This is a genomic window from Arthrobacter sp. NtRootA1 (assembly GCF_019976975.1).
GTDB lineage: Bacteria > Actinomycetota > Actinomycetes > Actinomycetales > Micrococcaceae > Arthrobacter > Arthrobacter aromaticivorans.
Map to the genome: position 1 here is coordinate 4,474,079 of NZ_AP024630.1, position 12,458 is coordinate 4,486,536.

The window sequence follows — 12,458 nt, forward strand, 5'->3', positions numbered from 1 at the left end:
TCGAGGGCTCGCTGCAGACAAGACGACTCCTACCGTCTTGTCTGCAGCGAGCCGTCTATGTGGGCCTGCCGGGGCGGGGCCGGGCGGGCCGCGCCCCGTGGACGCAGGGGCCTAGGGACGCTGGCGGCCGAAGACCGGGAGCGCTCGGAGCCAACGGGAGAATCCGCCGGCATTGCGGTCGCAGTCGGCCGGAATGTAGAAGTCCGGATCTGTTGCACCGAAGGGCAGGTACAGCTCCTGACCCGGTGCCGGGAATTCCACGACGTTGTTCGTATCCTTCGAGTCCATCTGTTCCTCCTCTTTCCAGTGCAAGCAAGTTTCCGTATTTCGGAAAATGATTTTTGCTATGTGAAAAGGATAAGCAACCCCCGAAGCAGGCGTCAAGACCCGCCCAGAAGGGAAGAACGGTTGCTCCGGTCACATTTGGCTGCTTCATAACGATCTCCGGAAACCCATATACACAAGCCGAAATCATGCGCTACTCTCGAATGAGTTCGTGGCGTACGTCACGTAACCTGAGAGCAGCAGGCAGGGTCGTAATGAGCTGGCATCAATGGATGCCGGCTCTTTTTTGTTGGGTCGGCTCCACCAGAAACGCGGTGGAAACACGCGCTTAATTTCATTGATGGAACGTAGGTTCCACCTCACAGAAGTTGGGATATGACCATGAGCAACAACATCGTCCTCGGCGAAAACCAGTACGGAAAAGCGGAAGTCCGCGTCGTCAAGGTCACTCGGGATACTGACCGCCACCACATCGAAGATTTGAATGTCACCTCGCAACTGCGCGGCGATTTCCAGGCTGCGCACCTCGAAGGCGACAACGGCCACGTGGTCGCCACCGATACCCAGAAGAACACTGTCTACGCTTTTGCCCGTGACGGCATCGGCTCACCGGAGTCCTTCCTGCTGCGTCTCGCCGATCACTTCACCGGCGAGTTCGAATGGGTAACCGGTGGCCGTTGGGAAGCCGAGGCCTACAGCTGGGATCGTATCCAGGCACACGGCGAGGGACACGATCACAGCTTCGTCCGCAACGGACAAGAGGTTCGTACCGCCGTCGTCGTCCGTGATGGCGCAACCACGCACATCATCTCCGGCCTCAAGGACCTGACCGTCCTGAAGACCACCCAGTCGGGCTTCGTCGGCTACCCGCGCGACAAGTACACCACCCTGCCCGAAACCACGGACCGCATCCTCGCAACGGATGTCTCGGCCCGCTGGCGCTACAACACCAACCTCGACGCCGCAGCCACCGACTTCAACAAGAGCTACGAGGACATCAAGGCCCTCCTTCTGGAAGGCTTCACCGAGAACTACTCGCACGCTCTGCAGCAGACCCTCTTCGACATGGGCAAGAAGGTCCTCGAAGCACACAGCGAGGTTGACGAGATCAAGTTCTCCATGCCCAACAAGCACCACTTCCTGGTTGACCTGAGCCCGTTCGGACTGGACAACCCCAACGAGGTCTTCTTCGCCGCGGACCGCCCGTACGGCCTCATCGAAGCAACCGTCCAGCGCGACAACACAACAGCCGCGCCTGTTGCATGGAGCGGCATCGCCGGCTTCTGCTAAGCACCGCCCCTAACACTGCACCACCCCTAACAACGCACCACCAAGAGTTTGTGTGCAGGTCCCCCAACGGCGCCCCGTCAAGGCCGGACCTGCACACAAACCCCAACCCCAAAAACCCCGGATTTTGTTAGCCAGACACAGTTAGCCAGACGAAGACGTCTGCCATGAACCCAGAAAGTCTGCCATGAACACGAAGAAGAAATCCCGCTCTGCGGATACCACCCCCTCCCAGGCGCATAAGCCGGAACGGCCCGAAGACAAGCGCCTCTCCATCGGAAGCACGTTCGCGTATGGCTTCCAGCACGTCCTCACCATGTATGGCGGCATCATTGCCCCGCCGCTGATCATCGGCGCCGCCGCAGGCATGTCCTCGCAGGATATCGGCCTCCTCATCGCAGCCTGCCTGTTCGTTGGCGGCCTGGCCACCATCCTCCAGACGGTGGGCATCCCGTTCTTCGGCTCACAGCTACCGCTTGTTCAGGGCGTCTCCTTCGCCGGCGTCTCAACCATGGTTGCGATCGTCCAAGGCGGCGGGGGGATCCAAGCCGTATTCGGTTCGGTCATCGTGGCTTCCCTGATCGGCCTGGCCATCACTCCCCTGTTCTCCAAGATCATCAAGTTCTTCCCGCCAGTGGTCACGGGCACTGTCATCACCACCATTGGCCTGACGCTCATGCCGGTTGCAGCCAACTGGGCCATGGGTGGAAACGCCAAGGCCGATAACTACGGCAGCATGGCAAGCATCGGCCTCGCCGCAGCAACCATGGGCGTCGTCCTGCTTCTGAGCAAGGTGGGCAATGCTGCCATCTCCCGGCTCTCCATCCTGCTGGCCATGGTCATCGGCACCATCATCGCGTTCGTTGCAGGAATGGCAGACTTCTCAAAGGTTGGCCAGGGCGACATCGTCGCCTTCCCCACGCCCTTCGCTTTCGGTGCTCCGACCTTCGAAATCGCAGCAATCATTTCCATGCTCATCGTCATCCTGGTAACACTGACCGAGACCTCCGCAGACATCATTGCAGTGGGCGAGATCGTCGATACCAAGGTTGACTCCCGCCGCATCGGCGATGGCCTCCGCGCGGACATGCTCTCCAGCGCCATCTCACCGCTGTTCAACTCCTTCACGCAGAGCGCCTTCGCCCAGAACGTTGGGCTCGTGGCCATCACAGGCATCAAGAGCCGTTTCGTGGTGAGCGCTGGTGGACTCATCCTGGTTGTCCTCGGCCTCCTGCCAGTCCTGGGACGAGTGGTCGCAGCGGTGCCGACGCCTGTCCTGGGCGGTGCCGGCGTCGTGCTTTTCGGCACGGTGGCAGCCAGCGGCATCCGCACCCTGGCCAAGGTTGAGTACAAGAACAACATGAACCTGATCATCGTGGCCGCCTCGATCGGTTTCGGCATGATCCCCATTGCCGCTCCGAAGTTCTACGACCAGTTCCCGTCCTGGTTCTCCACGATCTTCCACTCCGGCATCAGCTCCGCCGCGGTCATGGCGATCTTGCTGAATGTCCTGTTCAACCACTTCAAGGCAGGCAACACGGACAACCAGTCAGTGTTCGTCGCTGGCACGGACCGCATCGTCAGCGAGGAAGACATCAAGTGCCTGAGCGAGGGCGACCGCTTCGAGAACGGCAAGCTGATCGACGCCGACGGCAAGGAAGTCCCGCTCAAGACCTCCAGCGCCTCGGAGCACTAGCTCCCGATCCCATTCAAGTTGGCAGATGACGGCAGCGTTTCCTTGGGGGACGCTGCCGTCATTTGTCGCCTCGCGTAGAAGCCCTCCCCGCGCAGAATGTACGACGTCGGCGCTCACCACCGGGCGACACTCACCGTAGGATCAGCCCATGACCGAACAGCTCCCCTGCTTCCGTTCCCTCGCAATCCGCAAGATACCGGAGCCGGACTACGCGGACGTCTGCCTGGCCACCCTCCCTGAAGCCGCGGGCACGGATCCCAAGGAATGGGCGGAGCGAGTGTTCTCCATCCAGTCGATTCCGCGATGGGTTGCTTGGGCCATGGGCTTGAGGCAGGCGCTGGTGCCCTTGATCGGCATACCCAGAGCACCTAAGAACACCTTCACGGTGAGCGAACAGTCGGGCGAGGAAGCCCTGATCTTTGTCCGTGACAGGCACTTGGACTTCGCGGTGGCCGTTGGAATCGATGCGGTGACCCGGCTGATCAGGGTGACAACCGCCGTCGAGCTTAAAGGGTGGCGTGGCAAGCTGTACTTCAGCGTAGTGCGCCCGGTTCACCCAATCGTGGTGGACTCGATGCTGAAGAAGGCAACCCGCTCAAAACCCGCGCCGAGATGACAAAAGATGGCAGTGTTCGCTGGGAACACTGCCATCAAATGCCAACTCGGCGCGAGGTGCGGAGAAGAAAGCCTAGTTCTGGTTGAGTTCCGCGGAGATCGCCAGGGCGGCCTCGCGCAGCATCGGCACAGCACGGTCGGCAAAGCTCTGGTCCACACGGGTGATGGGCCCGGAAACGGAGATAGCCGTGGGAGTGGGAGCATTGGGCACGGCCATCGCGAAGCAACGGACGCCGAGCTCCTGCTCTTCCTCATCAATGGAGTAGCCGCGTTCGCGGATCAGCTTCAGGTCCGCGAGCAGGGAGTCGATATCGCCGATGCTTTTGGCCGTGGGCGTGGGCATGCCGGTTCGGGCAACAATGCCACGGACCTGTTCGTCGTCGAGCTGCGCCAGGATCGCTTTGCCAACGCCGGTGTCATGCGTGTGGGCGCGGCGGCCAACCTCGGTGAACATGCGCATGGAGTGCATGGACGGGACCTGGGCCACGTAAATGACCATGTCCGAGTCCAAGACCGCCATGTTGGAAGTTTCGCCGAGTCGTTCCACGAGGGTCTTCAGCTGCGGACGCGCCACGGCGCCGAGCTGCTTGCTGGCACCTTCGCCAAGCCGGATGAGCCGCGGGCCCAAAGCGTAGCGCCGGTTGGGCAGTTGGCGGATGTAGCCCAATGCCACGAGCGTGCGCAGCAGGCGGTGGATGGTGGGCAAGGGCAGGTCCGTGGACGACGACAGCTCGCTCAGAGTGACGTCGCCACCGGCATCCGTGATCAGTTCCAGCAGTTCAAAGACGCGCTCAACGGACTGCACGCCTCCGGAGGCTTTTTCAGCCATTCCCTTGTCTCCAATGACTCAGATTCCGACAACTCTTATCCGCATCGTGAAAAGAATTGCTTAGAACACCCAAGATACAGCACGCCAGCCGAGAGCGCGACGAGACGCAAGATGACCGAGCAGGGGGTTGTATTTCCACTTGGCAGATAATAATATCCATAATACGAAAACATTCAGTTGGGAACCGCGGCCCGGGAACGGGCCTAACAGGAGGAATTTCAATGGCGAATCCGAGCCCCGGAAACTCGATCACCCTGCGCGTCGCCGCACCGTCGAGCTTCACCGCTACCAGTGAACTGGCAGCAGCCGTCGGCGCAGCCGGTGCAGCGATCACCGCGCTGGACGTCACGGAATCCCACCACGAGACGATCGTCGTGGACGTCACCTGCAACACCACTGATGACGCCCACGCGGCACGTGTCAAAGATGCCCTGAATGCCCTCGACGGCGTCACCGTCCAGCACGTCTCGGACCGCACCTTCCTCATGCACCTCGGCGGCAAGCTCGAGGTGGTCCCCAAAGTAGCCCTGCGCAACCGTGACGATCTGTCACGCGCCTACACTCCCGGCGTCGCGCGTGTTTGCCTGGCCATTGCAGAAGACCCGGCCGCTGCCCGCAACCTGACGGTCAAGCGCAACACCATCGCCGTCCTCACGGATGGTTCTGCGGTTCTGGGCCTGGGCAATATTGGCCCCGCCGCCGCCCTCCCCGTCATGGAAGGCAAAGCCGCTCTGTTCAAGCAGTTCGCCAACGTGGACGCCTGGCCGGTCTGCCTGGACACGCAGGACACCGAAGAAATCATCATGATCGCCAAGGCCATGGCCCCGGTCTACGGCGGCATCAACCTGGAAGACATCGCCGCACCGCGCTGCTTCGAGATCGAGAACCGCCTTCGCGAAGAACTGGACATCCCGGTGTTCCACGACGACCAGCACGGCACGGCGATCGTGACCCTGGCCGCGCTGGTCAACGCCCTGCGCGTGGTGGACAAGAAGCTGTCCGAGGTCAAGATCGTCGTCTCAGGGGTTGGCGCTGCCGGTTCCGCCATCATCCAGCTCCTCAAGGCCCAGGGCGCGCAGCACATCATCGCTGCTGGCCGCTCGGGCGCCATCCACTCCGGCGAGAAGTACGACGACGAGCACCGCAGCTGGATTGCCGCGAACACGAATGAAGAAGGCTTCTCCGGAACCCTGCACGACGCCCTCAAGGGTGCAGACGTCTTCATCGGAGTCAGCGCCCCGCACGTGATCGGCGAGGAGCAGGTTGCTTCCATGGCCGAGAATGCAATCGTGTTCGCCATGGCCAACCCGACGCCGGAAATCGACCCCGTCGTCGCTTCCAAGCACGCGGCCGTTGTCGCCACGGGACGCAGCGACTTCCCGAACCAGATCAACAACGTGCTGGCCTTCCCCGGCTTCTTCCGCGGACTGCTGGATGCCGGGGCATCCGACATCACGCCGAACATGCTGGTGGCCGCCGCCGAGGCAATTGCCAACCGGGTGGCTGACGATGAGCTGAACGCGAGTTACATTATCCCCAGCGTCTTCGATCCCCATGTTGCCGCCGATGTAGCGACTGCCGTAGCCAACGCTGCGCACGCCAACGCCGCCAGCGCACTCTAGAACAAAGGAATCCGCTCACATGGCTATCACAGTCACCGATCCCCGGCCGATTGATCGCGCCGAGGAAATCCTCACCCCCAAGGCACTTGGTTTCATCGAGGAACTGCACAAGCGTTTCGCCGGCACCCGCAACGAGCTCCTTGACGCGCGGAAGGTAAAGCGCCAGAAGGTTGCGGACACCAGCCGCTTGGACTTCCTCCCGGAGACCCAGGAAATCCGCGACGGCGACTGGAAGGTTGCCGAGGCACCGGCAGCTTTGCAGGACCGCCGTGTTGAGATGACCGGCCCGGCAACCCCGGCCAAGATGGCCATCAACGCGCTCAATTCCGGCGCCAAGGTCTGGCTCGCGGACCTCGAAGATGCCAGCACGCCCACCTGGCCCAACGTCATTGACGCGATCCTGAACCTCCGCGACGCAGCACAGGGCACCCTGAGCTACACCTCGCCGGAAGGCAAGGAGTACCGTCTCCGCACGGACGCTCCTTTGGCCGTTGTTGTTGCCCGTCCGCGCGGCTGGCACATGGAAGAGAACCACCTGCTGATCGACGGCGAACCTGCTGTGGGCGCGCTGGTGGACTTTGGTTTGCACTTCTTCCACATCGCCAAGCAGCTGCTCCTGAATGGCCACGGCCCTTACTATTACCTGCCCAAGATGGAGAGCCACCTGGAGGCCCGCCTCTGGAACGATATCTTCGTCTTCGCCCAGGACTTCCTCGGCATCCCGCAGGGCAGCATCCGCGCCACCGTGCTCATCGAGACCATCCCGGCCGCGTTTGAAATGGACGAGATCCTTTACGAACTGCGTGACCACGCTTCGGGGCTGAACGCCGGACGCTGGGATTACCTGTTCAGCATCATCAAGTACTTCCGTGATGCCGGCGAAGAGTTCGTCCTCCCGGACCGCGCAACCGTTGCCATGACGGCTCCGTTCATGCGCGCCTACACCGAGCTCCTGGTCAAGACCTGCCACAAGCGCGGCGCCTTCGCCATGGGTGGCATGGCCGCCGTCATCCCTAACCGGAAGCAGCCCGACGTCACCGCTGCGGCCTTCGACAAGGTCCGCGCCGACAAGACGCGCGAGGCAAACGATGGCTTCGACGGCTCCTGGGTTGCGCACCCGGACCTCGTTTCCACCTGCCGCGAAGTGTTCGATTCGGTCCTCGGTGACCCCGCCAACGGCGGAAAGCCCAACCAGCTGGACAAACAGCGCCCCGAGGTGAACGTCACGGCTGAGCAGCTGATCGACGTCGCCTCTGCTGGCGGCACCGTCACGGAAGCCGGGCTTCGGCTGAACCTCTACGTCGCCGTCGCATATACAGGTGTCTGGATCTCCGGCAGCGGTGCAGTTGCCATCCACAACCTCATGGAAGATGCCGCGACCGCGGAAATCTCCCGCTCGCAGGTGTGGCAGCAGATTCGCAACAAGTCGGTGCTCGCAGACACGGGCAACACCGTCACCCGCGAACTCGTCACACGAATCCTCGGCGAAGAAACCGAGCGCCTGCGCATCGAGTTCGGCGACGAGAACTTCACCAAGTACTACGAACCGGCTTCCAAGCTGATCGAGGACATCTGTCTTTCCGACGATTACACGGACTTCCTGACAACACCCGCCTACGAACTGGTGGGCTGAGATGGGCTCATTCTCTTCCTCAGATCTGGCTCATATCGAGTCCCAGCTCGCCGCCACGGATACGTTGCTTGACCGCAATTACCCCGGCGACGACGGCTCACGCCAGCCCATCCACACCGTCTACATCCCGGCGGACCGCTTCACACCGTCATTTGCGGCCGATTGGGGTACCCAGGCGCTCGCGACGGCGGAAGCTCACGGTGGCCTGGAAAAGCTCGGCCAGCTGTTGGGCCAGGAGCCTCATTTGGCTGCTGCTGTTGCGTCACGGGTCGCTGCGAAACTTTCCGCTGAGCCGATCGAAGACCTTCGTTTGGACTTCGAAGACGGCTACGGAGACCGCGGTGACGAGGCAGAAGACGCCGACGCCGTTGCTGCCGCCAACGCTGTTGCTGCTGCGGTTGCAGCGGGAACTGCTCCGCCGTTCATCGGCATACGCTTCAAGTGCTTCGAAGCAGCCACACGTGCCCGCGGACTCCGTACTTTGGACCTGTTCGTCTCCACGCTCGCGGCCGCAGGGGAACTCCCGGCTGGACTGATCCTCACCCTGCCGAAGGTCACCACGGTGGCCCAGGTGCAGGCCATGGACTTCGCAGTGTCCCGCCTCGAGGAAGTCCACGGACTTCCCGCCGGCAGGCTCCGTTTCGAGGTGCAGGTGGAAACCCCGCAGCTCATTCTGGGCGCCGATGGAACCTCCCCCGTGGCGCAGCTCCCCCACGTTGTCCCGGGCCGCATCAGTGCCCTGCACTACGGGACGTACGACTACAGCGCTTCATTGGGAATCTCGGCCGAGTACCAGTCCATGGAGCACCCGGTTGCCGATTTCGCCAAGGAAGTCATGCAGCTGGCTGTCGCCGGAACGGGTATCCGCCTCTCTGACGGTTCCACCAACATCATTCCCGTAGGCGACGCAGTTGAAGACGCCTGGAAGCTCCACGGCCGGCTGGTACGCCGCTCCCTGGAAAACGGCTACTACCAGGGCTGGGATCTCCACGCCGCCCAACTCCCCAGCCGTTTCTCGGCGTCGTACGCTTTCTACCGCGAAGGCCTGCCTGCCGCAGCGCTGCGCCTCCGGAACTATGTGGAGCGCACCGAAGGCGGCGTCATGGATGAGCCCGCCACCGCCCGTGCACTCGCTGGTTTCGTTCTTCGGGGCGTCCAGTGCGGCGCAGTGGGGACCGACGAGGTCAAGGCGCTTGCCGGCGTCGAACTTTCACAGCTGACCGCACTGGCGCACCCGCGGCTCGCCCAACCCACGTCCCACTGATAAGGAGCATTCCCATGGGTAAGTACTACTACCCCCAGGGCGGCCTGCCGCCGCAGACCCACCTCACCACGGAACGGGCGATCGTCACCGAGGCGTACACGGTGATCCCCAAGGGTGTGATGACGGACATCGTCACCAGCAACCTGCCTGGATTCTCCAACACACGCTCCTGGATCATTGCGCGGCCGATCTCCGGCTTTGCCACCACGTTCTCGCAGTTGATCGTGGAGATCGCCCCCGGCGGAGGGGCTCCCAAGGCCGAGTTCGAAGCAGGCGTTGAAGGCGTCATCTTTGTGACCAAGGGGCAGGTGAACCTGACGCTCGACGGCGAACTGCACCACCTTGAGGAAGGCGGCTACGCCTACCTCGCGGCCGGTTCCGAGTGGGGCCTGGAGAACGTCTCGGACGACATCGTCTCCTTCCACTGGATCCGCAAAGCCTACGAACGCCTGGAGGGTTTCGAAGCAAAGTCCTTCGTCACCAACGAGAAGGACGTGGAGCCCACCTCCATGCCGGACACGAACGACGTCTGGAAAACCACGCGCTTCACGGACTCCAGCGACCTCGCCCACGACATGCAGGTCAACATCGTCACTTTCCAACCCGGCGGCGTGATTCCCTTCCCGGAGACCCACGTCATGGAGCACGGCCTGTACGTCCTGGAGGGCAAGGCCATGTACCTGCTCAACAACGACTGGGTGGAAGTGGAAGCCGGCGACTTCATGTGGCTCCGCGCGTTCTGCCCGCAAGCTTGCTACGCGGGAGGCCCGGGAGAGTTCCGGTACCTGCTGTACAAGGACATGAACCGCCAGGTGAAGCTCACCTAGTCTGCGCCTGCGCCGAGATCGCCGGAAAGCTGCCAGTTCGTCTGGAGATTCGGTATATATCAAGCTGTTTGTGACAGCTGGGTGGTTTTTCTGTGGTTGATTCCGGCGGTGGGTGGTATTCCTGGCGCGGTGGGTCTGCGGTGGTATCTGTGCGGGTTGCGGGCGTAGCAGGCATCGAGGGTTTGTTGTCGTTGCCTGCGCGCCTGCTCGATCAGCCCGTAGTGGACGGTGTCGGGGGTGTAGAAGTTCAAGCCGCTGTGCCTGTGATGGGCGTTGTAAGCGGCAAAGAACTGGTCCATGTAGTCCCGGGCGTCTTGTAGGTCCCGGAACCGTTGGGGGAATCCCAGGTCGTATTTGACGGTTTTGAAGAGCGCTTCGGAGTACGGGTTGTCGTTCGAGACCCGGGGCCTGGAGTAGGACAAGGTGATGCCAAGCGCCCGGGCCAGGTCCACGGTGGTCCCGGCCCGCATGGGAGCTCCGTTGTCGGCGTGCAGAACCAAGGGCCGCTGGTGAGTCGTGTCCACGGCCTCACGTATGAATGTGGAGGCAAGGGCCGCGGTCTCGTGGTGTTCGACGCGGTGGGCGATGACCTTGCGGGAGAACGCATCGATGATCGCGTAGAGCTTGTAGGTGTGTTTGCCCGGGCCGCGGAGCATGGTGATATCCCAGCTCCAGAGCTGGTTCGGGCCGGTGGCTTCCACGACGGGTTTGATCCGCTTCGGGCTGGTGTTTCCGCGTTGAACACGCCGGTCACCGTTCTGTCCACGCGCAGCAACGAGACGGTGCGCTGTTGCGATGGAGAAGGAGCAGTGTCCGGTATCGAGCATCCGGTAATAGGCCTGGGTGACCGAAAGGTTTCCGTAGTCCTCGGAGTTCAGAGCGGTCATGAACTCCTCAGCTTCGGCTGAGGTAATCCGGTTCGGATACGCCCGGTCGGCATGGGCGATAGTGATCCCGGCCGCTGCCGGCGGGCTCAGATACCGGTACCACGTGGTGCGGTGAAGCCCAACAACCGCGCACGCCTTCACAGCTGACCAGCCAGCAGCGACCAGATTCCCGACAAAGGTCAGGGCAATGTCTTTCCAGATTTTGGGTTCAACCAGTCCGGGCGCTGCGGCTCCGGATCCTTCAGTTCGGGGTCCGTCGCCGCTGCGCTCCTGGCCATGGCATCCAAGAGCGCGGAAGCTTTTCCCAGGATGTCCACCGCGGCCTCGGACTTGGCCAGCTTGGCCTTGAGGATCTCGTTCTCCTTCAAGACCTGCTTCAGTAGCCGCCTGTCTCCTTCTCTCAAACGCTGGTCCTCTTTTCCGGTCATGGCCCGGGATCTCAACTCCCCGGCCTCACGTTGCCTGCCCCAGAGCCGGATCGTTCCATCGGTGATACCAACAGCCCTGCAGAACGCGATCTTTGATCCACGCTCCAAACACTTCTCATACTCATCCAGAATCATGTGTTTCTGGGCCAAAGTGAAGTGACTCCGCTTCGAAGCACGCAAGGGGACAACAAAATCCATGACGGACCTTTCCCCGCCCCGTGTGTCAGGCCGCTACGGACAGCAAAACTGTCACACAACAGCCTGACACACAGGGGATTTCCGGCGATTTCGCGCGTTTCCGGCGAACTCAGCGGCGGCGACGAGGACCTCCTCCGGTGTATGCCCGGCGGTGCGTACGTGCCGTCGTCGGGCCCCCCGCATGAAGTGTGCCGCCTCCGCAAGGCCGCCGCACAAACTTGATGGGAAATTGAGCCAAACAAACAGAGTCCTTGATGATGCCGCGCCACGCTGGAAGCAGACGGAGCCCTCATTCCATCAATCCATCAGGGTTTCGGCAACGAACAAACCAGCAAGAATCACGATGATGTGGGGGACCAATGGAACAGGCAGCAGCGCTAACAGAGGTGATCACCGTAAAGGGCATCATCCAGGACCAGCACCCCGTGGATTTCCACGCCCTGGGTGTCGCAGGATGCATCGACAGGCTTGCTGCGCCGCTTCGACGCTCAGGCGTGACCGTCCACTGGAGCACACCCCACCACGGCATCGAAATCTCGTCCGCATCCGCCGCACTGCTGTACCACGTAGCCCAGGAGACTTTCAGCAACACCCTCAACTACGCCGACGCAAGTGAACTGACCATCCGCCTCAACGCCGTCTACCATGGAATCCAACTGACGATCATGGACAACGGCAAAGGTTTCGAAATCCACGCCGCCCCCAGCGGCCGCCGCCATGGCTTCGGCCTGCTGCTCATGTCCATTGCCGTCCACGACGCCGGAGGGACAGTTGAGATCGACTCCCAGCTTGGGCGGGGCACCACTGTGAGGGTCACACTGCCACTGGATTGAGTCCAATTTGGGACCTTTTTCAGGCCCCAAAACCATGGATCGGTGGCGTCCGCA

The 12,458-nt window shown here is 62.0% G+C and carries 12 protein-coding genes; 8 read left to right on the forward strand and 4 right to left on the reverse strand.

Annotation, left to right across the window (positions count from 1 at the left end; translation table 11 throughout):
- Positions 1-111: 111 nt before the first annotated feature.
- Complete coding sequence (locus LDN90_RS20325) at positions 112-288, reverse strand: hypothetical protein (RefSeq protein ID WP_216926482.1); 177 nt, start codon at positions 286-288, stop codon at positions 112-114.
- Between the two features lie 372 nt (positions 289-660).
- On the opposite strand from LDN90_RS20325, the gene pucL reads away from it, so the two are divergent.
- The 3 genes from pucL (at position 661) to LDN90_RS20340 (ending at position 3,884) form a co-directional block, all read left to right on the forward strand.
- A complete protein-coding gene (gene pucL / locus LDN90_RS20330) occupies positions 661-1,575 on the forward strand; it encodes a factor-independent urate hydroxylase (RefSeq protein WP_223946876.1) in 915 nt (304 codons plus the stop codon).
- Positions 1,576-1,759: 184 nt separating this feature from the next.
- Positions 1,760-3,268 (forward strand): nucleobase:cation symporter-2 family protein, encoded by a 1,509-nt coding sequence (locus tag LDN90_RS20335; RefSeq protein ID WP_223946877.1) that lies wholly within the window; start codon positions 1,760-1,762, stop codon positions 3,266-3,268.
- A 148-nt stretch (positions 3,269-3,416) separates the two neighbouring features.
- On the forward strand, positions 3,417-3,884 hold the full coding sequence (locus LDN90_RS20340; RefSeq protein ID WP_223946878.1) for a DUF2867 domain-containing protein: 468 nt from the start codon (positions 3,417-3,419) through the stop codon (positions 3,882-3,884).
- Between the two features lie 72 nt (positions 3,885-3,956).
- Here the strand turns inward: LDN90_RS20340 and LDN90_RS20345 are convergent, their stop codons facing one another.
- Positions 3,957-4,712, reverse strand: coding sequence for an IclR family transcriptional regulator (locus LDN90_RS20345; protein ID WP_216926486.1), 756 nt, complete (start codon positions 4,710-4,712; stop codon positions 3,957-3,959).
- A 221-nt stretch (positions 4,713-4,933) separates the two neighbouring features.
- Between LDN90_RS20345 and LDN90_RS20350 the strand changes: the two genes are divergently transcribed.
- The 4 genes from LDN90_RS20350 to LDN90_RS20365 are packed head-to-tail and all read left to right on the forward strand — an operon-like array spanning position 4,934 to position 10,058.
- The gene (locus LDN90_RS20350; protein WP_223946879.1) at positions 4,934-6,334 is read left to right on the forward strand and encodes an NAD-dependent malic enzyme; all 1,401 of its coding nucleotides are present in this window, start codon (positions 4,934-4,936) and stop codon (positions 6,332-6,334) included.
- A gap of 19 nt (positions 6,335-6,353) precedes the next feature.
- Positions 6,354-7,967, forward strand: coding sequence for a malate synthase A (gene aceB, locus LDN90_RS20355; RefSeq protein WP_223946880.1), 1,614 nt, complete (start codon positions 6,354-6,356; stop codon positions 7,965-7,967).
- Between the two features lies 1 nt (position 7,968).
- The gene (locus tag LDN90_RS20360) at positions 7,969-9,231 is read left to right on the forward strand and encodes an aldolase (RefSeq protein ID WP_216926489.1); all 1,263 of its coding nucleotides are present in this window, start codon (positions 7,969-7,971) and stop codon (positions 9,229-9,231) included.
- Between the two features lie 14 nt (positions 9,232-9,245).
- The gene (locus LDN90_RS20365) at positions 9,246-10,058 is read left to right on the forward strand and encodes a bifunctional allantoicase/(S)-ureidoglycine aminohydrolase (protein ID WP_223946881.1); all 813 of its coding nucleotides are present in this window, start codon (positions 9,246-9,248) and stop codon (positions 10,056-10,058) included.
- 59 nt (positions 10,059-10,117) lie between these two features.
- On the opposite strand, the gene LDN90_RS20370 is transcribed toward LDN90_RS20365, so the two are convergent.
- Together LDN90_RS20370 and LDN90_RS20375 are read right to left on the reverse strand one after the other, a co-directional pair.
- Complete coding sequence (locus tag LDN90_RS20370) at positions 10,118-11,086, reverse strand: IS3 family transposase (RefSeq protein WP_223946634.1); 969 nt, start codon at positions 11,084-11,086, stop codon at positions 10,118-10,120.
- 38 nt (positions 11,087-11,124) lie between these two features.
- Positions 11,125-11,571, reverse strand: coding sequence for a hypothetical protein (locus LDN90_RS20375; protein WP_223946635.1), 447 nt, complete (start codon positions 11,569-11,571; stop codon positions 11,125-11,127).
- A gap of 359 nt (positions 11,572-11,930) precedes the next feature.
- Between LDN90_RS20375 and LDN90_RS20380 the strand changes: the two genes are divergently transcribed.
- Positions 11,931-12,404, forward strand: a complete 474-nt coding sequence (locus LDN90_RS20380) for an ATP-binding protein (protein ID WP_216926491.1) — start codon at positions 11,931-11,933, stop codon at positions 12,402-12,404.
- The last annotated feature ends 54 nt before the right edge of the window (positions 12,405-12,458 follow it).

Bases quoted from the DNA above. Each gene is read 5' to 3' on its own strand.
- LDN90_RS20325 (WP_216926482.1), bottom strand. From the start codon at position 288: ATGGACTCGAAGGATACGAACAACGTCGTGGAATTCCCGGCACCGGGT.
- pucL (WP_223946876.1), top strand. From the start codon at position 661: ATGACCATGAGCAACAACATCGTCCTCGGCGAAAACCAGTACGGAAAA.
- LDN90_RS20335 (WP_223946877.1), top strand. From the start codon at position 1,760: ATGAACACGAAGAAGAAATCCCGCTCTGCGGATACCACCCCCTCCCAG.
- LDN90_RS20340 (WP_223946878.1), top strand. From the start codon at position 3,417: ATGACCGAACAGCTCCCCTGCTTCCGTTCCCTCGCAATCCGCAAGATA.
- LDN90_RS20345 (WP_216926486.1), bottom strand. From the start codon at position 4,712: ATGGCTGAAAAAGCCTCCGGAGGCGTGCAGTCCGTTGAGCGCGTCTTT.
- LDN90_RS20350 (WP_223946879.1), top strand. From the start codon at position 4,934: ATGGCGAATCCGAGCCCCGGAAACTCGATCACCCTGCGCGTCGCCGCA.
- aceB (WP_223946880.1), top strand. From the start codon at position 6,354: ATGGCTATCACAGTCACCGATCCCCGGCCGATTGATCGCGCCGAGGAA.
- LDN90_RS20360 (WP_216926489.1), top strand. From the start codon at position 7,969: ATGGGCTCATTCTCTTCCTCAGATCTGGCTCATATCGAGTCCCAGCTC.
- LDN90_RS20365 (WP_223946881.1), top strand. From the start codon at position 9,246: ATGGGTAAGTACTACTACCCCCAGGGCGGCCTGCCGCCGCAGACCCAC.
- LDN90_RS20375 (WP_223946635.1), bottom strand. From the start codon at position 11,571: ATGGATTTTGTTGTCCCCTTGCGTGCTTCGAAGCGGAGTCACTTCACT.
- LDN90_RS20380 (WP_216926491.1), top strand. From the start codon at position 11,931: ATGGAACAGGCAGCAGCGCTAACAGAGGTGATCACCGTAAAGGGCATC.